The organism is Beduini sp. (assembly GCF_047239305.1).
Classification (GTDB): domain Bacteria; phylum Bacillota_I; class Bacilli_A; order Erysipelotrichales; family Coprobacillaceae; genus Beduini.
This window is the reverse complement of sequence record NZ_JBKTEM010000002.1, coordinates 446,982-466,335: the sequence shown is the minus strand read 5'-3', so window position 1 is coordinate 466,335 and position 19,354 is coordinate 446,982. Positions and strand designations below refer to the sequence as shown.

Annotated in this window: 17 protein-coding genes; 9 read left to right on the top strand and 8 right to left on the bottom strand. The window is 37.3% G+C overall.

Annotated elements, in window-relative coordinates; all coding sequences use genetic code 11:
* The gene (locus tag ACLRVU_RS05995; RefSeq protein ID WP_412891132.1) at nucleotides 1-696 is read right to left on the bottom strand and encodes an ABC transporter ATP-binding protein; all 696 of its coding nucleotides are present in this window, start codon (nucleotides 694-696) and stop codon (nucleotides 1-3) included.
* A 63-nt stretch (nucleotides 697-759) separates the two neighbouring features.
* Nucleotides 760-1,344 (bottom strand): TetR/AcrR family transcriptional regulator, encoded by a 585-nt coding sequence (locus ACLRVU_RS05990; protein ID WP_412891131.1) that lies wholly within the window; start codon nucleotides 1,342-1,344, stop codon nucleotides 760-762.
* A gap of 152 nt (nucleotides 1,345-1,496) precedes the next feature.
* On the opposite strand from ACLRVU_RS05990, the gene ACLRVU_RS05985 reads away from it, so the two are divergent.
* Both ACLRVU_RS05985 and bilR read left to right on the top strand, forming a co-directional pair.
* Nucleotides 1,497-2,378, top strand: a complete 882-nt coding sequence (locus tag ACLRVU_RS05985; RefSeq protein WP_412891130.1) for a helix-turn-helix transcriptional regulator — start codon at nucleotides 1,497-1,499, stop codon at nucleotides 2,376-2,378.
* A 108-nt stretch (nucleotides 2,379-2,486) separates the two neighbouring features.
* Entirely contained in the window at nucleotides 2,487-4,412 is a 1,926-nt protein-coding gene (bilR, locus tag ACLRVU_RS05980; protein ID WP_412891129.1) for a bilirubin reductase, long form, read from the top strand.
* A 44-nt stretch (nucleotides 4,413-4,456) separates the two neighbouring features.
* Here bilR and ACLRVU_RS05975 read toward each other — a convergent pair whose 3' ends face one another.
* The 3 genes from ACLRVU_RS05975 to ACLRVU_RS05965 form a co-directional block, all read right to left on the bottom strand.
* Nucleotides 4,457-5,317: a hypothetical protein gene (locus tag ACLRVU_RS05975; protein ID WP_412891128.1), complete on the bottom strand. Its 861-nt coding sequence runs from the start codon at nucleotides 5,315-5,317 to the stop codon at nucleotides 4,457-4,459.
* Between the two features lie 333 nt (nucleotides 5,318-5,650).
* Nucleotides 5,651-6,817 (bottom strand): aminotransferase class I/II-fold pyridoxal phosphate-dependent enzyme, encoded by a 1,167-nt coding sequence (locus ACLRVU_RS05970; RefSeq protein ID WP_412891127.1) that lies wholly within the window; start codon nucleotides 6,815-6,817, stop codon nucleotides 5,651-5,653.
* Entirely contained in the window at nucleotides 6,817-7,305 is a 489-nt protein-coding gene (locus ACLRVU_RS05965; protein ID WP_147552213.1) for an Lrp/AsnC family transcriptional regulator, read from the bottom strand. Before ACLRVU_RS05965 ends, ACLRVU_RS05970 begins: the two co-directional genes overlap by 1 nt.
* 117 nt (nucleotides 7,306-7,422) lie before the next feature.
* Here ACLRVU_RS05965 and ACLRVU_RS05960 point away from each other — a divergent pair, with 117 nt between their 5' ends.
* The 7 genes from ACLRVU_RS05960 (at nucleotide 7,423) to ACLRVU_RS05930 (ending at nucleotide 13,368) form a co-directional block, all read left to right on the top strand.
* The gene (locus ACLRVU_RS05960; protein ID WP_412891126.1) at nucleotides 7,423-7,971 is read left to right on the top strand and encodes a manganese efflux pump MntP family protein; all 549 of its coding nucleotides are present in this window, start codon (nucleotides 7,423-7,425) and stop codon (nucleotides 7,969-7,971) included.
* A gap of 137 nt (nucleotides 7,972-8,108) precedes the next feature.
* A complete protein-coding gene (locus ACLRVU_RS05955; RefSeq protein ID WP_412891125.1) occupies nucleotides 8,109-8,675 on the top strand; it encodes a peptidylprolyl isomerase in 567 nt (188 codons plus the stop codon).
* Nucleotides 8,676-8,737: 62 nt separating this feature from the next.
* Nucleotides 8,738-10,870 carry an anaerobic ribonucleoside-triphosphate reductase gene (nrdD, locus tag ACLRVU_RS05950; protein ID WP_412891124.1) on the top strand — a complete coding sequence of 711 codons (2,133 nt, stop codon included), beginning with the start codon at nucleotides 8,738-8,740 and terminating at the stop codon, nucleotides 10,868-10,870.
* The gene (gene nrdG / locus ACLRVU_RS05945) at nucleotides 10,870-11,361 is read left to right on the top strand and encodes an anaerobic ribonucleoside-triphosphate reductase activating protein (protein ID WP_412891123.1); all 492 of its coding nucleotides are present in this window, start codon (nucleotides 10,870-10,872) and stop codon (nucleotides 11,359-11,361) included. The genes nrdD and nrdG overlap by 1 nt, the downstream gene beginning before the upstream one ends.
* Nucleotides 11,362-11,466: 105 nt before the next feature.
* Nucleotides 11,467-11,940, top strand: a complete 474-nt coding sequence (locus ACLRVU_RS05940; protein WP_412891122.1) for a PAS domain-containing protein — start codon at nucleotides 11,467-11,469, stop codon at nucleotides 11,938-11,940.
* Entirely contained in the window at nucleotides 11,921-12,463 is a 543-nt protein-coding gene (locus ACLRVU_RS05935) for a GGDEF domain-containing protein (RefSeq protein ID WP_412891121.1), read from the top strand. Before ACLRVU_RS05940 ends, ACLRVU_RS05935 begins: the two co-directional genes overlap by 20 nt.
* Nucleotides 12,464-12,477: 14 nt before the next feature.
* Nucleotides 12,478-13,368, top strand: a complete 891-nt coding sequence (locus ACLRVU_RS05930; RefSeq protein WP_412891120.1) for an ROK family protein — start codon at nucleotides 12,478-12,480, stop codon at nucleotides 13,366-13,368.
* Nucleotides 13,369-13,483: 115 nt separating this feature from the next.
* Here the strand turns inward: ACLRVU_RS05930 and ACLRVU_RS05925 are convergent, their stop codons facing one another.
* The 3 genes from ACLRVU_RS05925 to ACLRVU_RS05915 all read right to left on the bottom strand — a co-directional run bounded on the left by ACLRVU_RS05925 (nucleotide 13,484) and on the right by ACLRVU_RS05915 (nucleotide 19,341).
* Nucleotides 13,484-16,024 carry a cation-translocating P-type ATPase gene (locus ACLRVU_RS05925; protein WP_412891176.1) on the bottom strand — a complete coding sequence of 847 codons (2,541 nt, stop codon included), beginning with the start codon at nucleotides 16,022-16,024 and terminating at the stop codon, nucleotides 13,484-13,486.
* A gap of 219 nt (nucleotides 16,025-16,243) precedes the next feature.
* The gene (locus tag ACLRVU_RS05920) at nucleotides 16,244-16,924 is read right to left on the bottom strand and encodes a fructose-6-phosphate aldolase (RefSeq protein ID WP_412891119.1); all 681 of its coding nucleotides are present in this window, start codon (nucleotides 16,922-16,924) and stop codon (nucleotides 16,244-16,246) included.
* A gap of 11 nt (nucleotides 16,925-16,935) precedes the next feature.
* On the bottom strand, nucleotides 16,936-19,341 hold the full coding sequence (locus ACLRVU_RS05915) for a glycyl radical protein (protein WP_412891118.1): 2,406 nt from the start codon (nucleotides 19,339-19,341) through the stop codon (nucleotides 16,936-16,938).
* Between the last annotated feature and the right edge of the window lie 13 nt (nucleotides 19,342-19,354).

Sequence of the window (19,354 nt, the reverse complement as noted above, 5' to 3'; positions counted from 1 at the left end):
CTACCACTCTACTTCCTGAATACTCACCGGATGAGTATTTATTTGTATATCTTTGATTTTTCCATTTTTAACTGTAATCACTTTATCTGCAGCTTGAGCAATATTGGCATTATGTGTCACGATAATAGTCGTTTTATGGTATTCTCGGCAAATATCCCAAAGAAGCTGCAGCACCTTGCATCCAGTCTCACTATCCAGCGCTCCGGTTGGTTCATCACATAAAAGAACCTTTGGATTTTTCGTTACCGCTCTGGCAATTGAAACACGCTGCTGTTCTCCGCCGGAAAGCTGACTGGGAAATTTTTTTGCGTGATCCTTTAACCCTACTCTTTCTAATATATACATAGGATCTAAAATATCTTCTTTAATCTCTTTCATCAAGGCAATATTCTCATAGACGGTTAATGTGGGTATTAAATTATAAAACTGAAAAATAAATCCAATCTGATTGGCACGATAGCTAGACAAGGCATTCTCACTCAATTGCCCAATAGACTGCCGATCAATAAATACGTCTCCCTCACTGAGCTCATCAATTCCCCCTAAGATATTCAGCAGAGTGGATTTACCTGCTCCCGATGGTCCCAAAATCACAACAAATTCTCCCTCTTTGATATCAAAGCTGACATGATCCAATGCGGCAGTTTGTTTCTCACCGCTTTGATAATACTTTGATAATTGGTTTACACGAATCATTTTATTGCCCCCCTTTTTTATTTTCAGCGATAATAAAAACACTGACTAAAAAAGCAAGTGTTCCTATTTATAACGTGTGGCTATGCCCGTACAGAAGAAACGAAATAATTTAATAAATTCTTTTCTTGTTTCAATGAACGTTTCATTCTCTAACAAAGCCTGTTTAATACAATCCGTAACCATATTGATGATGATCTTACTGTATGAGCCGTCTTTTTCACCCATTCCCAAATGCCACGAAAGATGATCGCTAAACTCATCAAGCAATTTTTGCTTTCTTGCCAGCAAAGAACTGCTGTTTAACTCTAAAAGAATCACAATCTTTTTATCCAGCAAAAAATCTAACTCTTTAAAATCTTCACCCTGTTCATAGCGATCAATATAATCGATCAGGTCTTGCAAAGTATATGAGATATCCGTTAATTTAAGATGATTGGCTAATCCGATATCTAAATTATCCAAAGTGGGAGTCAGCAATTCTACCAGCAAAGCTTCTTTATTAGGAAAATAATGATAGATATTTCCAAGAGTCGTATTGGCTTTCTTTGCAATGATGCGCATCGACGCACTCTCGTATCCGCGTTTTAAGAATTCATCTTCTGCCACATCTAATATCTTTTGTCTTATTTCTTCTTTCTTTACCTGCATTATTCCTTCCTCCTTAAATCCATCTTAGTCTATCTGAAATGAACTTACAATAGATGTTCATTATTAAAAATCATTAGTTAATTCCTGTTCATTTTTGAATAAGCTATTTCCCAAAAGACAAGCCTGCGTTACAATAAAGAGAGGTGATCTATATGTATATTCAAACGCAGCTTCAAACATCAAAATTTGAAAATGATGAATTAAGTGAATTATTAAGTCAAATGACTTTCCAGATCCATAGTTTTGGCTTATGGGAAGAAGAACATGATACCCAAATCCGCTATACTACCGATGATATTGAGATCGTCTATTATAAAAAAGGAGGCTCTACAACGATTATCGGCAATAAAGAATATCATTGTCCCCAAGGAAGTTTTCTAGTTTTAGAACCTTATCAGGTCAACATCTCTAAGAATGAAGGAGAAGAAGCCTATGCCTATTACTATTTTCATTTTGATATGGAGCCCCTGCATTTAAAGCCTCAGTTCTTATCTTTGCTGACGAAGCATGGACCTCTCGTTTATCCAAACGAAATACGAGGATTTTCGGAAATGTTTGAACGCCTTGTCAATGAAGCCAAGGAAAAAGATATTGGCTATTCAAGCATCATCACTTCTGCTTTGATACGTATTATTGTCTTTATTATGCGTGCACAGTTAAAGCGTGGAAAAGAAGATGCCATTATTACCGTTCATTCTCCTCATATAGCCTTAGTCAATGATGCGATTGCTTATATTCAGAAGCATTTCCATGAGCCGATTCGACTATATGAAATGGCTCAGGAATTAGGTGTTTCAACCAGTGTCTTGTATAAAGCTTTTAAAAACATCATGAATTTATCACCGGGAGAGTACATTCAGCAGCAAAAGATTCATTATGTTCAGCAGCGCCTGCTTTTAAACGAAAGTTTAACCTATTTGGCTCAGGATTTAGGCTATTCTTCTGCCTACCATCTTTCCAAAGCCTTTAAACAGCAAGTTGGAATCAGTCCCCGTACTTATAAACAGCACTATAAGAATTTAACCAAGCAGTGACATATACATAAAAGTATATGTTTTTTTAATTATTTCGTATGTTTTATATATATGTAAGTGCTATCATTATAATATAGAGAGAATGGTATTAAAAAAGGAGGAAGATAAATGAAATTATTAGAACCATTAAAAGTCGGAAAGATTACTTTAAAAAACAGAGTAATGTTTCCGCCAATGACGACCGGGTATGAAAATAAAGATGGGTCAATCAGTGAACAAAGCTTCAATTTCTATAAACGTCTTGCCCAAGGCGGCACTGCGTATATCGTTTTAGGTGATGTAGCACCGGTAAATACGGTATCACCTACACCAAAATTATTTAAAGATGACCAGACAGAAGCCTATAAGAAGCTCGCAGATGCTCTGCATTCTTATGACTGTAAATTAGGAATTCAATTATTCCATCCGGAATATGATGTTGATGCCCTCGCTGAATTATTCCAAAAAGGGGATATGCAGGCAGCACGTGCCAAGCTGCATCATGATATGCTTCATTATATTGATGAAGTAACACACGAACAATTAAATACCATTCTTTCTAAAATGGGAGATTGTGTCAGACGTGCTAATGAAGCAGGGATCGATGCGATTGAAGTTCATGGCGATCGAATGGTTGGGGCATTATGCTCAACGATATTGAATCATCGTACAGATGAATACGGCGGTTCTTTTGAGAATCGTATCAAATTTGCGTTAGCTGTCGTTAGGACTATTAAAGATAATGCGCCTGATATCATGATTGACTATAAACTGCCAATCGTTACCGATAACCCAACAATAGGTAAAGGCGGTCTGAAAATCGATGAAGCGATTAAACTGGCAAAACTGCTCCAAGAGGCAGGTGTAGATACACTGCATGTCGGACAGGCGAATCATACCGGAAATATGAATGATACTATTCCAGCTATGGGAACCCGTGCCTACAATTTTATGAAAGATTACGCTAAAAGAATCAAAGAAGCTGTATCAATTCCAGTGTCATGCGTAGGACGCATTTTGACACCTGAAAATGCCGAAATGCTGATTGAAAATGGATATTGTGATTATGTTGGTTTGGGACGTTCTTTATTATGTGATCCTGATTTTGTCAAGAAATTAGAAGAAGGAAAACCAGAAACCATTCGTCAATGTATGATGTGCAACAAAGGCTGTACGGATGCCATTCAAAATCGTCAATTCCTAAGCTGTGTCTTAAATGCAGAAAACGGATATGAATATCAACGTGTCATAACTCCCGCTGAAAATAAGAAAAAAGTGGTGGTTGTCGGAGGTGGACCGGCTGGATTGGAAGCTGCTCGTGTTGCTCGTTTAAAAGGACATGAGGTTACTCTGTTTGAAAAAGAAACTGCATTGGGAGGTCAGCTAAATATTGCATCTGTGCCGCCTCGTAAATCAGAAATGACAAGAGCGATTCACTATTTAAGTGAAGAAGCTGTACGCTTAGGGGTTCATTTAAAATTAGGACATCAGGCATGTGCCCAATGTATCGCACAAGAACAGCCGGATGCTGTGATTATCGCTGTGGGGGCACACAATGCGATCCCACCTATTGAAGGTCATGACCTCCCTCATGTTTATGATGCATGGAAAGTTCTAAATCATGAGCAACTGCCAGGAGGAAGAGTGGTTGTCATCGGCGGTGGTTTAGTCGGGGCTGAAACAGCTGAATTGCTTGCTACAAGGGGTTGTGAAGTAACAATCGTAGAAATGCTGGAGGAAATCGCAAAAGAAGAATCCACAACGGTTAAGCCTACAATGTTTGCCGCTTTTAAACAACATCATGTACAACTGCTGACAAAAACAAAAGTGACAAAAATCACAGCTTCTGCAGTAGAGGCTGAAAATGAAGAAGGTCTAGTTTCACTCCCTTGTGATTATGTCATCTTAGCGGTAGGAGCTAAACCTAATGCGTTTGATGCTCAATCATTGATTGATCAAGGCATTCAAGTAGATTATGTCGGTGATTGCCATGATCGTGCTGCCGATATCAATCGTGCAATTGAAGAAGGTTATTTAGCTGCGAATCGTATTTAATAAAAAAGATGAACATTAAAGTTCATCCTAATAGATCAACTTGTTTAATTCAAGTTGGTCTTTTTTATATTCGCTGTACTTTCTAAAGGATATTGTTTTATCTTTAAATCTTTATCCAAAGATTGTATCTCTTTTAAAGCACTACTTTCTTTAATCTTCACGATATAATTATTTGTTTTCACTTCTTCGATTTGATGTTCATTTATCAAATTTTGCATTTGTTCCAATGGGATATAAAGCTGTCCGCACGACGAAGAAATTCCCGGGTTCAAAATGCCTGCTACTTTAATTTTTAGTGTATATGGATATAACAACTGCTTATCATTCGTCACATCTTGAACAAGCTCAGGATTTTCTTCAAACATGGATTCATCAATAGTATTGCTCACTGGGATTAAACAATAAATTTCCAGTTCATAATTATCATCCAAGTTATTAATTCCCAATTGTTGGGCAACATCAGCACTCAAATAACACCCCTCAGCTATTTCCCTTTTACGTTGATAAGCGGTAAACTTACTCATATCTAACCCCTGAGGATATCCCCAAATATTTATTAATACAAAACTCTTTACTTCATCATTAGTCGGATCATAAAAATATTCAGCTTCTAAATCATTGTTTCTATACACTTTCACGTTCCCATAAGGACTATCTAACTTACCCGGCTCAATCAAGTTTGTATCAAACATATAGATCGGCTGAACCTCTTCTACTCCTTTTGTTTTTTTTATTTCTTCCAAAAAACTGTCGGTAAGAAATGCCTCGTTTGAAAATGGTGCATACTCTGAATCTTTTTGGGTGGATTTCACAGCCATATACCAATTTGAACTTTGTACTTTAGGTTCCTGTTTCTGACATCCAACAATTAAAAGCGCGAGAACACATAATATAATTTTCTTCATAAGTCACTGCTCCCTTCTTGATTCTCTAAAAAAACCACCCGCTTAGAACGATACTCAGACAATGTGGATTCTCACCCTTTCCCACTTATCCTTTTAACAGATTATAATATTTCCCCCAATACACATTATTAAAATTATTTATATTATTTATCTAAATAAATTTTACCATGCCCCATGTATAAGTCAATCCATTCACATTTATATTTACTAAAAGTCAAAAGTATAAAATATAATATTTATATTTTCATAAATAAAAACTGTTTCTTTTAGAACTATCCCTTAATCTGAAATATTTCAGATTTACTAGAGAGTTCATACAGAAACAGCTTCTCTTTACTTCCTTATTTTATTTAAAAACAATTCAATACGTCCTAATGCTTCTTTGATCTGATCAATGCTGTAAGCATAAGACACACGAATAAATCCCTCACCGGCATCTCCAAAGGCAGTTCCCGGTACACAGGCGACTTTTTGATCACTTAACAATGCTTCACAAAACTCTTCACTTGTCATCCCTGTCGATTTGATACATGGGAAAATATAGAAAGCCCCCTGTGGCATAAAAGTTTCTAAGCCTAAATTATTAAAGCCTTCCACAATATAATTTCTTCTCAGCATATAAGACTGCTGCATGCTTTCAATCTCATCATCACAATGACGCATCGCTTCGATTGCTCCATACTGAGCTGCTGTCGGCGCTGACATGATGACAAATTGATGAATCTTGTTCATCGCTTTAACAAATGTTTCATTTGCCAGCACATAGCCTAAACGCCATCCGGTCATAGCGTAGGCTTTAGAGTAACCGCTGATTAGTATCACATGATCTTTAATTTCATCAAATGAAGCAATCGAACAGAACTTTTCATCATAGCTAAGTTCCGCATAGATTTCATCTGTAATCACTAAAAGATCATGCTTCTTAATGATCGGAACAATTAATTCATAGTCTTCTTTCGTCATGAAGCCACCGGTCGGATTATTAGGAAAATTTAATAAGAGCAGTTTAGTTTTATCTGTGATAGCCGCTTCTAATAATTCCGGTGTCAGCTTAAACTGATTTTCCTGTGTTAATGTAATTGTGACCGGTGTTGCCCCAGCCAATTGTACGCCCGGCATATAGGCAACATAACTGGGATCCAGCAAAATAACTTCGTCTCCCGGATTGACTAAGGCACGTAAAGCGATATCAATGCCTTCGCTTCCGCCCACAGTAACAATCGTATTTTTAATAGGATCATAATCTAAGTTAAAACGTCTTTTTTGATATTTGCAAATTTCTTCACGCAGTTCCAACAAGCCCTGATTAGCAGTATAAAAGGTCTTTCCTTTTTCGATAGAATAGATCGCCGCCTCACGAATCTTCCAAGGTGTCGCAAAATCCGGTTCTCCTACGCCTAAAGAAATAACCCCCTCCATCTGGCTCGCTAAATCAAAAAACTTGCGAATACCGCTTGGTTTTATTTCTTTTACTTTCTGACTTAAGTATTCTTCATACATTATGGTGTCACCACCAAACGTTCATTAGGATCTTCATCTTCAACAAAAGCAATCCCATTGTTTTTATACTGTTTCAAGACAAAATAAGTGGATGTTCCGGTTACAGATTCAATAATCGCCAGTTTACTCGCCACAAAATTTGCGACATCCTGCATTGTCTTTCCTTTGATAATCACTAAAAACTCATAGGCTCCGCTTAATAAATACATCGTATCTACTTCCGGGAATTTATAAATGCTCGCCGCAACACGGTCATAACCATATTCCCTTTCAGGAGCTGCATTGATTTGGATTAGTGCCATGACATCATCTTTATTTAAATGATCATAATTGATCATCGTATGATAGCCACAGATCACTTTTCGTTTTTCCAGATCGCTCATCGTATTCAATACATTTTCTTCGCTCTCCTGTAAAGCCATTGCCAAGTCTTTTACTTCCATGCGGGCGTTCTTTTCCAGCAATGATAATAAAGCCAATTCTTTCATGGGAACTCCTCCTATCTAATTTATAGGTTTTATTATATCTTTTTTATAATTGAAAATCTATACTAATAAAATAGAATTGAACTGCGTATGTATAGAAAAGAAGGTCAGGTGAAAACAATGGGATATACAGAAATGATTTTTATCGCTGTCGGACTGGCAATGGATGCCTTCGCTTTAGCTTTATGCCTTGGTTTGCCTATGCATAAGATGGATTGGGGAAAAGGGATTAAAGTAGGCATATACTTTGGCTTCTTTCAAGGATTGATGCCCTTTATCGGCTATTTATTAGGAAAGCAGTTTGCAGTTCATATCGTCCAGATCGATCATTGGATTGCATTTATTTTATTAACCTATACCGGCATTAACATGCTTAGAGAAGCCCATATGGAAGAAGAAGTCTGCCCGGCTTTTGATTTTACGACATTGTTTCCATTATCCATTGCCTGCAGCATTGATGCTTTTGCCATTGGGATCACCTTTGCGTTCTTTAAGATAGAGATTTTAGATGCAACACTGATCATTGCCATAATCACTGCCATTATCTCGATTATAGGAGTTAAGATCGGGCATCTGTTCGGAAGCAAGCTCAAATCCAAAGCAGATATTCTTGGGGGAGTGATTTTGATCTTGATGGGGATCAAAATTTTGATTGAACATTTATTTTGATAAATTGAAAATAGATTGAAAGCGGATAAGCACTGAATAAATCAGTGTTTTTTTATATTTCCGGTCAATTTCAAAAGAAAAATAGCGATTGTCATAGTCTCTTAGACATAGTATAATTTGGCGAAGGAGGTATTTTTATGAATCCAATCATGTGTATCACTTTGAATAATCAAAAGCAAATTAAAATTGAATTGTATCCGGACATTGCCCCGAATACCGTCAATAGTATGATCACTCTTATTCAGCAAGGCTTGCTTGATCATCGTCCGATTCAAAGAATTGCTTATGATTTTGTACTGCAGTTTACATACAACGGATTTAATCATGATCCTAAATGTGAATATATTATTGATGGGGAATTTGATGAAAACGGACATTCTAATCCGATTGCATTTGAAAAAGGGGTTGTCGGAATGGGCGGAGATGGCAGCAGCATCGCTTCAGGCTGTGATTTTTTTATTGTGATCGGCGATCACTGTCAGGAACGTTTAAATGGTAAATTCACTGCTTTTGGCAGAGTGATCAGCGGTTATGAAGAAGTGGACAGGATCATTCAAGTACCCACTAAAAAAATAATACGTGCCGACAATCCTAATGTGGATATCAACGAACCCCTTGTTCCTGAAATAATGGAAAGGGTTACCGTTGAAACCTTTGGCATTGAATATCCAAAACCGCATATTTTACGCTATGGAGAATCCTAAGCACATCTTTAGTAATCAAAAAGATTTTATTTTATAATGAGTCATATATAAGGAGTGGGAAAATGAAATTAGAGGAAATCAGAGTTATAAAAAAGGACAATACCAAAGAAGTATTTAATATCCAAAAAGTAGTAATCGCTGTGAATAAATCAGCTTACCGTACTTTAGTGACTTTCACAGATGAGGATATTAAGAAGATCTGTGAAATCGTAGAAAAACGTGTCGGCGAATTAACACATCCGGAAATCTATATTGCACAGATGCACAACATTGTTGAAGAAGCATTGGAAGCTACCAATCCTAAAGTCGCAAAAAGTTATCGTGACTATCGTAACTATAAACAGGATTTCGTGCAGATGCTGGATGAAGTCTATAAAAAATCACAATCGATCATGTATATTGGGGATAAAGAAAACAGTAATACAGACAGTGCCCTTGTTTCTACAAAGCGCAGCTTGATCTTCAACCAATTAAATAAAGAATTATATCAAAAGTTTTTCTTAACAACAGAAGAACTTCAAGCCTGCCGTGACGGATATATTTATATCCATGATATGTCAGCTCGCCGTGATACAATGAACTGCTGTCTTTTTGACGTTCAGAATGTTTTAAAAGGCGGATTTGAAATGGGGAACCTTTGGTATAACGAGCCTAAAACATTAGATGTTGCATTTGATGTCATCGGGGATATTATTCTTTCTGCTGCCAGTCAGCAATACGGCGGATTTACCGTGCCAAGTGTAGACTTATTATTAGAACCTTATGCAATAAAACAATATGAAATCTTAAGAAAAAAATATACAAACTTGGGACTGGGACAGGAAAAAGCAGAAGAAGCTGCTTTAAAAGATATCGAAAGAGAATTCAGACAAGGATTCCAGGGGTGGGAATATAAATTCAACTCTGTTTCTTCTTCTCGCGGAGATTACCCTTTCATCACAGTAACTACAGGAACCGGAACAGGACGCTTCGCAAAAATGGCATCTCTTAAAATGTTGGAGGTGCGTCGTATCGGTCAAGGAAAAGATGGTAGTAAAAAGCCTGTCTTATTCCCTAAGATTGTTTTCTTGTATGATGAAGAACTGCATGGTGAAGGAAAACCGTTAGAAGATTTATTTGAAGCCGGTGTGCTTTGTTCAAGCAAGACCATGTATCCGGACTGGTTAAGTTTAAGCGGTGAAGGCTATGTGGCAAGTATGTATAAAAAATACGGGAAGATCGTTTCTCCGATGGGGTGCCGTGCTTTCTTATCTCCTTGGTATGAAAGAGGCGGAATGGAACCGGCAGATGAAAAGGATGAACCTGTATTTGTCGGACGTTTCAACATTGGTGCAGTCAGCCTGCATTTACCTATGATCTATGCCAAAGCGAAACAGGAATCACGTGATTTCTATGAAGTATTAGATTATTATATGAATTTAATCCGTGAACTGCATATCCGTACATATGACTACTTAGGAGAGATGAAAGCTTCTGTAAATCCATTAGCTTACTGTGAAGGCGGGTTCTACGGCGGTAACTTGAAACTAAACGATAAGATTAAACCATTGCTTAAATCTTCTACAGCATCTTTTGGAATTACAGCCTTAAATGAATTAGAACAGCTGCATCATAAAAAATCACTTTATGAAGATGGAAGCTTTGCTTTAGAGGTGCTTGATTATATTAATAAAAAAGTGAATGAATTCAAAAAAGAAGATGGTATCCTCTACGCCATTTACGGAACACCGGCAGAAAGTTTATGCGGATTGCAGATTCAGCAGTTCCGTAAAAAATACGGTGTCATTGAAAATGTATCTGATCGTGAATATGTCAGCAATTCTTTCCACTGTCATGTCTCAGAGGATATTACACCTATTGAAAAACAGGACAGTGAGGGACGTTTTTGGGATCTATGTAACGGTGGAAAGATCCAGTATGTAAAATATCCGATCGATTATAATATTGATGCGTTTAAAACATTATTGAAACGTGCAATGAAAAAAGGATTCTATGAAGGTGTCAATTTATCACTTTCTTACTGTGATGACTGCGGTCATGAAGAATTAAACATGGATGTCTGCCCAGTCTGTGGAAGTACTAATCTGACAAAAATTGAACGTATGAACGGTTATTTATCTTACTCAAGAGTAAAAGGGGATACTCGTTTAAATGATGCCAAGATGGCAGAAATTAAAGAAAGGAAATCAATGTAATGCGTTATCATGATATTACCAAAGATGACATGTTGAATGGGGATGGACTGCGTGTCGTACTTTGGATTTCAGGATGTACCCATGCCTGTGAACAATGCCAAAACCCTATCACTTGGGATATTAATGACGGATTGGTTTTTGACGAAAAAGCAAAAGCTGAATTATTTGAAATCCTGGGACGTGATTATATTTCCGGCATTACTCTGAGCGGCGGAGATCCTTTGCATCCGCAAAACCGTGAAGAAGTCGGAAAATTAATTGAAGAAATCAAAGAAAAATTTCCTAATAAAACAATCTGGTGCTATACCGGATTCTTATATGAGGAGATAGAGGATTTAGACTTCATGCCTCTCATCGATGTATTAGTAGATGGGAAATTTGTGATCGGACTGCTCGATCATCAACTGCATTGGCGTGGGAGTTCAAATCAGCGTGTAATCGATGTAAAAGAGACCTTAGCTTTAAATAAGATTGTTTTGCATAATTCTTAGAAGATGGTTTCCCATCTTCTCTTTTTTTCTCTTTTATTTTCCATTTTTTTATAGTATGATGGTGCTGAAAGCATTTTCAAAATATGAAAAGAGAGTGAAAAAAGCGTGGAATATAAAGATAATTTTGATTACTTTCTAGAAGAAAAACAAATTAATACGTATCAATTAGTAAAAGAAATAGTAAACCAAGAAGAGCATCGGGTATTCTATTTTAAAGACTTAGAAAGTCGCTTTTTGTATGTGAATGATGCATTTGTCAGTAAATTTAATTTAAAGAACCGAGATGAAGTCATTGGTAAAACGGATTATGAATTATTTACTCATTGTCCAGAGCATGCCAAGCTGGCTTATCGGGATGAACAGGAAATTATTGCAACGGGAAAAGCGATTGATATTCTTGAGTATGAAGGAATCCGAGATGGGATTGAGCGGGTTGTGCGTACGCATAAATATCCTCTCTATGATCATCAGCATCGTATTTGCGGGACATTTGGGATTTCTGAGGATATCAGCATGGATCTCCAAATTATTCAAGAGGAAAGAAAAAAAAGAAATAGAAATGGCACAGCAAATTCATAAGCTTAATGAAAAGATCAATGAAGATGCACTGAGCAAACTGAAAAATGCCCGCTATGCTAAACGGCGCTATCGTTATCTCTATCAACAGTTTATCAAGGAATACATTCCTTTTTCTATCATTCTTTTAGACAGTGATAACTTTAAGCAGGTAAACGATGAATTTGGGCACATGATCGGAGATCTGGTCATCAAATATATAGGCAAGATCCTGTTATCGATCAAGGAAACTTATAAAAATGAATTAAATATTTGCCGTATCGGCGGAGATGAATTTTTAGTAATTTTGCCAAGCACGACAATCAAAGATGCCAAAGATGTTGCTTTTATGATTAAAGAGGCCTTTGAACAGCGTCCTTTTTGTGAAAATGAGATTCTGACAAATATTACCTTTTCAATGGGCGTCGGTGAAATTCAGCTAAATGAAACATTAGAAGACTTTTTACATCGAGTTGATACTCATTTATACCGTGCAAAACGCAATGGTAAAAATGATATTGACTTTAATGTATCAAATTTAATTTAATAGGAGAGAGATTTATGTATTTAGTATTTGATATTGGCGGAACATTTGTTAAATATGGATTGATGAATGATATGGGAGAAATCTTTGAAAAAGGAAAAACTCCTACAATCAATGACAATCTGGAAGCATTCTTAGACAGTTTAGTTACTGTTTATAATCAGCAAAAAGATATTAAGGGAATTGCCATCAGTTGCCCCGGATTAGTAGATATTGATAAAGGAATCGTCTATGGCGGAGGTGCTGTTACTTGTTTAGATCAGGTTCATATTGTCGATGAATTATCAAAGCGCTGTGACGGGTTGCCTGTCTCAGCGGAAAATGATGGAAAATGTGCAGGCTTGGCAGAGGCGTGGATTGGTGCAGCCAAAGATGTCGATAACTGCTGCGTACTGGCATTTGGTACCGGAGTTGCAGGTGCAATTATCAAAGATAAGAAAATTCATCGAGGAAATCATCTTGTTGCCGGAGAAGCCAGCTATTTTATTATGGATGCCGATCGTAAAAGCATAAAGCTGAAATATTTCGGTCACGATTCTTCAACTTTAGGTACCCTTAAAAAAGCAGAACACTTATTAGGGATAGAACCGGGAAGTTTAAGTGGGGAAAAACTCTTTAGCTTAGCTAAAGACAATGATCCGATCGCTACAGAAGTATTAGAGGATTTTTATTTCAATATTGCCGTACAATGCTATAACCTGCAATATGTGTTTGATCCCGATATTATTTGTATCGGCGGCGGAATCAGCGAACAACCTGCTGTCATTGAAGGAATCAATCGCTATGTAACAGCGATCTATGAAAATACCAAACAGTTTTTAAAACCGGAAGTGACTGTCTGTCAGTTTAATAACGATTCTAATCTGATTGGTGCTTTATATAATTTTAAACAGATTCATGAATCCTAAGACCGTTAAATCGGTCTTTTTATTATAATAAAATCCTATTCACGTTTATGACAGCGATCTAAGTACACTGTTCCACATAGAGGATTATTGGTGAATAAAAAAAAGAACCGCAGTTTTAAATGCGATTCACTAATTTTGTTCTTATCCATTTAATGATCTGAATTACAAATAAATTTGATAAAGCTAATCCCCAGATCAGTCCTAATAATTCAAATGAAATATCGGCGACACTGAATAATCCATGTAATCCTGGGAGTAGTAAGACACTCATCAGTAAAGTTACGCCTACTAAGAAGGCTCCTAATAAGAATTTGTTGTTCATGAATTGTTTGGTAAACAATACTGGATGCTGCGATTTACAGTTATAGCCATGCACTAAACGAGAAAGACACAGTGTTGCAAAGGCTAATGTCTGTGCAGTTAAAGTATCAAAATAAGTAATTCCAACCCAAAAAGCAATGAATGTCGTTACCGAAATAACAATACCTTCAATCAAGATCGTGGTCACAAAATCTTTAGTTAATATTCCTTCGCTCTTTGGTCTTGGCTTTTCTTTCATCACATCTTTTTGATCGGGTTCCAAGCCTAATGCAATCGCCGGTAAACTGTCTGTCAATAAGTTAATAAAAAGCAAGTGAACCGGAGCAAACGGAACCGGCAAAGCTAATAATGAAGACAACAGTACAACAATAATCCCCGCCGTATTTCCGCTTAATAAGAACTGAATTGAACGTTTGATATTGGCATAGATGTTACGTCCATTTTCAATCGATTTAACGATTGTCGCAAAATTATCATCTGTTAACACCATACTCGCTGCATCTTTAGATACTTCTGTTCCGGTAATCCCCATTGCTACTCCAATATCTGCCTGTTTTAAGGCTGGAGCATCATTGACACCATCTCCGGTCATAGATACAATATGTCCTTTTTCCTGCCATGCACGAACAATTCTGATTTTATGTTCAGGACTAACACGGGCATAGACGGATTTATTTTCTACAAACTCTTTTAATTCTTCATCACTCAAGTGGTCGATTTCCATACCTTCAACCGCTTCATCTATATTTTCTAAGATACCGATCTCTTTTGCAATGGCAGCCGCTGTAATCTTATGATCGCCGGTAATCATGATAGGTTTGATTCCTGCTGCCTTACATTTTGCTACTGCTTCTTTTGATTCTTCACGAGGCGGATCAATCATAGCAATTAAACCTACAAAAGTCAGTCCTTTTTCATCTTCTAATGTTAAATCGAGGTGATCGATCATTTTATAACTAAAGGCAAGTACACGCAGTCCCTGACTTGAAAATTCCTGATTTACCTGAACCAGTTTTTCTTTTTGTTCTTCGCTGAGATCCATGCGTGTCAATAAAACATCGACAGCTCCTTTTGTAATCATGACATCATTGCCCCCAATATGATGAGTTGTTGACATCAGTTTACGATCTGAATCAAACGGGATTTCTGATAAACGAGGGTATTCCTTACGAATTTCATCGCTGGAGAAATCATGTTTAATGGCGTAATCAATTAAAGCCACCTCTGTAGGATCGCCAATTTGCTTTCCTTCTTCATCAATTAAAGCATCACTACATAGGATACCATCTAAAATAAGTTTGCGTAAATGCTGTTCATCATCTTTGAATAAGAAATATTTTTGTACGGTCATTTTGTTTTGAGTCAGAGTTCCGGTCTTATCCGAACAGATAATCGAAACACTTCCTAATCCTTCCACTGCCTGCAGTTTTCTGACAATCGCATGTTCCTTTACCATCTTTTGCGTACCAAATGATAAGACGATCGTAACAATAGAACTCAAGGCTTCAGGAATGGCCGCTACAGCAAGAGCTACAGCAAACATAAAGGAATCTAAAATCGGCATTCCTCTCAATGCACTCACACCAAAAATAATTGCACAGATAATTAAGATGATAATTGACAAACGCTGTCCAAACTGATCTAAGCTGACCTGCAACGGCGTTTTCTTTTCTTTTGTTTGTTTAATTAAAGCCGCAATTTTTCCTACTTCCGTATCCATTCCAATGTTGGTTACTACATAGTTCCCACGCCCATAAGTGACATAGCTTCCTGAGAAAACCATATTTAACCGATCTCCTAAAGGCATATCTTTATCAAATACCGTATCTTGCTTATCTACACTTTCACTTTCACCAGTCAAAGCACTTTCATTGATCTTCAAGCTGGCATTTTCAATAATGCGTCCATCGGCACTGATATAATCTCCCGCTTCCAGCATGACAATATCTCCGATCGTTACCTCATTTGAAGGAATGATCATTGGCTTTCCTTCACGAATAACTTTTGCGGATGGCGCCGATAGTTTTTTCAAGCTGTCAATCGACTGATCCGCTTTTGTCTGCTGATAAGTTCCTAGTAAAGCATTCATGACAACCACGGTAAAAATAACGATGGCACTTTCATGATCTCCTAAAATTGCGGAGATTGTTGCCGCCACTAATAAAATAATGACTAAAAAGTCTTTGAACTGTTCTAAAAAGACGAGAAGAATACTTTTCTTCTTCGTTTCTACCAGCTCATTCAAGCCATACTTCTGCTGATTTTGTTTGACTTGGGTTTCCCCTAACCCTTCGCTCGAACAATGCAGCTCATCAAGTAATGCCTGCTTATCCATTTGATAAATCTTTTTGCTAGTTTCCAATGCATATCCCTCCTATTTGTATATAAACGAAAAGCGAGCCCATATTGAAAACGCGCTTAACGTTTCAATAAAGTCTCGCTATTTAAACTTGCTCCGGATGAATTCACCGTGTATTGACGGATGACAAGTACACTATTGGCTAGCTACTCCCTTTATGATTTATATCATACTCGATTAAAATTTAGTTGTCAACTAAAAATTCTGGAGCAATGCATCTTGTCCGTAAACAGATTTAAAATCTTGATTGAAGTCTTTAACGGCTTTATCGATTGAGGGATGGCTTAATGCTGCCGCAATAACATCCACACCCATCGTAGCGGTTTGAGCGCCTTTCATAAAAGCATTATTGACTTGATTCATGTTTTTAAAACTCGCTGCAAGAATTTTTGTTGAATAATGATACTTTTCAATCATTTTAGAAAGACTTTCAATCACTTCTAAAGGATCAATATTAAGATTTTCCATTCGATTATAATAGGGAGCAATAAAATCAGCCCCGGCTTCCATTGCCATTAATCCCTGTGCCACTGTATAAATGGCAGTAGCAGTGATATGAACTCCTTTTTGCTTTAACTGATGTATAGCCTTTAATCCTTCTTCATTCGTAGGAATCTTAATGTAAACAAGTGAATCCACTTTTTCTAAGATAGTCATAGCATCTTGTATCATTCCTTCACAATCCTCAGAAACTACCTGAACATGTAATGTTTTTTCGTTTCCGATCAGTTCACGTATTTTGCGAAGATGAGCAAACAGGTCAATCTTTCCTTCCCTTTTTAAAATAGTTGGATTGCTGGTCACTCCCGTAATTTTAATAATCTCCTGATATTTTTTTATTTCTTCTAAATTAGCCGTATCTAATAAGTATTCCATTTTATTTTCTCCTATAGTATATGCTCCGTACGGGCAATGATGTCATCTTGAGTCGTCTTTGATAAAACATTGAAGAACGCTGAGTATCCAGCCACACGTACAATCAGATCACGATGCTGTTCAGGATGGATCTGAGCATCGATCAAGGTGTCACGTGACACTACATTATATTGAACATGGAAGCCATGCAGACGATTGAAGAAAGTTCTTAATAAGAAAATCAGTTTTTCTCTGTCTTCTTCTTTTTCTAAAACCTGCGGTGTTACTTTTTGATTAAGCAGAACACCACCGGTAATCTCTTTTGTCGGCAGTTTTGACACGGATTTAAATACGGCGGTTGGTCCATGTATATCCATTGCGTGAGTAGGTGAGCAGCCCTCTGCTAATGGTGTATAGGCATGACGTCCGTCAGGTGTCGCCATAGTGCCTAACCCCTGTCCGACATTGGCAGAAATAGATGATGTTCCGGCATAGCGAGTTCCCCCAATAGGACCTCTTTGAAAACGGGTATTTGGATATTTCACTACTTCATCAATATAGCTCTGGTAAGCTTTAGTCACCAGTAAATCTACATAATCGTCATCATTTCCGTATTTTGGTGCTGCCAGCAGCATCTTTTGAATGCGCGCCCCTTCTTCACCACTAAAATCATTCATTAACACCTCCCATAGCTGTGCAGGTGTTATCCATTTCATTTCAAATACACATTGTTTAATTGCGGCTAAGGAATCCGCCAGATTGGCAATTCCCACTTGCAATCCACTGATGAAGTCATAAATTGCACCGCCTTCTTTTAATGTCTTTCCACGTCCGATACAATCTTTAGTTAAAGCAGAGCATAGTACATCAGGGACATCCGCTTCCAATACGAGATCACAGGTATTTTCAATAATAACACTGTGACGTGTAATTTGACGAATCACTTTATCCCAAGCTGCTTCGAGTTCTTCATATCTTTGCATCGCTGTGAAATGTCCTGATCCTTCCACTAATTTTTTACCGCTTTTTGGATCTACTCCATCATTCATCACAATCAGCAATGATTTAGGAAAGTTAATAAAGCTCATTCCTGTACAACGGTATCCCCATTTTCCGGGTACAGCTACTTCCACGCAGCCAATCGCACTATAGTTATAAGCATCTTTTTCACTGATGCCACGATCAATAAAAGACGGAATGATAATCTCATCATTATTAAATGCCGGCATTCCTGTTCCTAACCGAATCATTTCAATACATTCTTTCATAAAATCCTCATCTAACCCGGCATGATAGCGCACTGTCAAATTAGGCTGAGGCAGCTTCGTCTGTGCCACACTCTTTAAGATCAAATAAGTAAGTGGGTTTACTGCATCCTGATGATCGGTTGTTTGTCCGCCGATTGTAACATTCTGATATAAAGGACTTCCAGCACTGAACTGTGTATGTGACCAACTGCGAATTTTATTAATTGTATACGTTTTAATCCATAAATTCGTCAGCAGTTCGACAGCTTCTTCACTTGTCAGAATACCTTGATCGATATCTTTTTGATAGTAAGCAAACAGATACTGATCCATTCTGCCATAAGATAAAGAATGCCCATTTGATTCAATTTGCAGTACTAGATGAACCAGCCACATTGATTGAATCGCCTCATAAAAATTATCGGCAGATAGATAAGGAACTTTCCCCATCATTTGGGCAATTTTATTGAGTTCTTCTTTTCGCTTTACATCTTGTGTTTCAATTGCCTTTTGTTTAGCTAACTGCTGATATCTTTGGGCAAAATTACGAACGGCTTCAATCACGATTAAGATTGCCTGATAAAAATGATACTGTTTCAATACACAAAAATCAGTTAAATCCAGCTTTGCCAGCATTTCTTTTGTGTAATCCTCATAATATTTTAAGCCATGCTGCATAATCATGCCATAATCCACCGCTAAATGAGCATCACCGGAAGTAATATTTCCTTCTGCTTTAATAATTCCCAAATCATAAAACAATCGGCTTTCTTTTGGCATTGCCGCCAAGCCCTTGTCTTTAGTAGTATTATGATACCAGAACGGGGCAATCTCTCGCAGCTGTTCCTTTGTTTCCTCCGTAATATAAAAGACATCTCCATCCCTTTTTTCAAACTCATCTAATTCCGCAATAACCCAATCCATGGCATATTCAGGAAAAATCGGTGCTGAACGATTACTTGATGCTTGATTTCCTACAATAAGCGTATCCTCTTCAATAAAGATCTTCATATTCTCTAATATATTTTTCAGCATATAGGCTCGTTTTAATATTGTTGGCTGATCTGCATGTTCCTTATAACTCTCTGTCGCTAAAACGGCACGTGTTGCATCAACATATGGTTTTTGGCTTAATACATCTTCTCTAAAAGCTTCCATTCTTTTCGTTAAATGCCCAAAATAAGCTTCCATTCTATTTCCTCAC

What these genes read in the sequence shown, in the direction of transcription:
- ACLRVU_RS05995 (WP_412891132.1), bottom strand. Translation starts at nt 696, where the DNA reads ATGATTCGTGTAAACCAATTATCAAAGTATTATCAAAGCGGTGAGAAA.
- ACLRVU_RS05990 (WP_412891131.1), bottom strand. Translation starts at nt 1,344, where the DNA reads ATGCAGGTAAAGAAAGAAGAAATAAGACAAAAGATATTAGATGTGGCA.
- ACLRVU_RS05985 (WP_412891130.1), top strand. Translation starts at nt 1,497, where the DNA reads ATGTATATTCAAACGCAGCTTCAAACATCAAAATTTGAAAATGATGAA.
- bilR (WP_412891129.1), top strand. Translation starts at nt 2,487, where the DNA reads ATGAAATTATTAGAACCATTAAAAGTCGGAAAGATTACTTTAAAAAAC.
- ACLRVU_RS05975 (WP_412891128.1), bottom strand. Translation starts at nt 5,317, where the DNA reads ATGAAGAAAATTATATTATGTGTTCTCGCGCTTTTAATTGTTGGATGT.
- ACLRVU_RS05970 (WP_412891127.1), bottom strand. Translation starts at nt 6,817, where the DNA reads ATGTATGAAGAATACTTAAGTCAGAAAGTAAAAGAAATAAAACCAAGC.
- ACLRVU_RS05965 (WP_147552213.1), bottom strand. Translation starts at nt 7,305, where the DNA reads ATGAAAGAATTGGCTTTATTATCATTGCTGGAAAAGAACGCCCGCATG.
- ACLRVU_RS05960 (WP_412891126.1), top strand. Translation starts at nt 7,423, where the DNA reads ATGGGATATACAGAAATGATTTTTATCGCTGTCGGACTGGCAATGGAT.
- ACLRVU_RS05955 (WP_412891125.1), top strand. Translation starts at nt 8,109, where the DNA reads ATGAATCCAATCATGTGTATCACTTTGAATAATCAAAAGCAAATTAAA.
- nrdD (WP_412891124.1), top strand. Translation starts at nt 8,738, where the DNA reads ATGAAATTAGAGGAAATCAGAGTTATAAAAAAGGACAATACCAAAGAA.
- nrdG (WP_412891123.1), top strand. Translation starts at nt 10,870, where the DNA reads ATGCGTTATCATGATATTACCAAAGATGACATGTTGAATGGGGATGGA.
- ACLRVU_RS05935 (WP_412891121.1), top strand. Translation starts at nt 11,921, where the DNA reads ATGGCACAGCAAATTCATAAGCTTAATGAAAAGATCAATGAAGATGCA.
- ACLRVU_RS05930 (WP_412891120.1), top strand. Translation starts at nt 12,478, where the DNA reads ATGTATTTAGTATTTGATATTGGCGGAACATTTGTTAAATATGGATTG.
- ACLRVU_RS05925 (WP_412891176.1), bottom strand. Translation starts at nt 16,024, where the DNA reads ATGGATAAGCAGGCATTACTTGATGAGCTGCATTGTTCGAGCGAAGGG.
- ACLRVU_RS05920 (WP_412891119.1), bottom strand. Translation starts at nt 16,924, where the DNA reads ATGGAATACTTATTAGATACGGCTAATTTAGAAGAAATAAAAAAATAT.
- ACLRVU_RS05915 (WP_412891118.1), bottom strand. Translation starts at nt 19,341, where the DNA reads ATGGAAGCTTATTTTGGGCATTTAACGAAAAGAATGGAAGCTTTTAGA.